Origin of the sequence: Mycobacterium sp. 852002-51971_SCH5477799-a (assembly GCF_001667145.1) — a bacterium.
Taxonomy (GTDB): domain Bacteria; phylum Actinomycetota; class Actinomycetes; order Mycobacteriales; family Mycobacteriaceae; genus Mycobacterium.
Window position 1 is genome coordinate 1 of sequence record NZ_LZIF01000018.1, and the last position, 679, is coordinate 679.

Annotated in this window: 1 protein-coding gene; it reads right to left on the reverse strand. The window is 67.5% G+C overall.

The genetic code is table 11. From position 1 onward, the window contains the following. A partial coding sequence (locus A5753_RS01890) for a cutinase family protein (RefSeq protein WP_231989961.1) occupies positions 1-679 on the reverse strand: 679 nt, incomplete at both ends.

The window sequence follows — 679 nt, forward strand, 5'->3', positions numbered from 1 at the left end:
ATGCCCAGGTGGCTGGAGGCGAAGGCGACGCCCTTGTCGATCACGGCGCCGTCGTCGGCGTAGGTGTCGTGTGCGGCGAAGTTCATGCCGTCGGAGCAGACCGGGTCTTCGGTGGCGCAGACCTTGACGGTTTTGTCTTGGTAGAGCGGGCCGATGACCACGGGGGGTTCGTTGAGGAAGTTCATCGCGCGCACGTTGGGCATGCCGAAGAGCACGACCGAGGAGACGTGGTTGGCGACCTCGGGGGACAGCGGTTTGGGGACGGTGTTGGGGTCGATGCCGTCGGGGACGGCGGCGGAGGTGACAAAGCCCATCACGGCCGCGCCCTGGGAGTAGCCGCCGAGCACCATTTTGGTGTTGGGGCAGTCGTGGGCCATCGAATTGACGTGGGCGCCGGCGTCTCTGATGCCGTCGATGCCGGTGTCCCATTGGTCGCTGGCGGGGTAGTTGACCGGGTAGACGTCGAAGGAGCGTCCGCCCACCCGCTGGCGCAGGGAGTCGACGAAGGCTTGGCCGGTGGGGCCGACGCCGGGCGCTTCGCCGGTGCCGCGGGCGAACACCACTTGCACGTCGGGGCACTGGGCCGAGGCGGAGGGGATAACGGACGTGGACACGGCCGACACCGCCACGCCCGACGCTGCGAGAACTACTGCTGAACCAAGAGAACGAACGAAGTGAC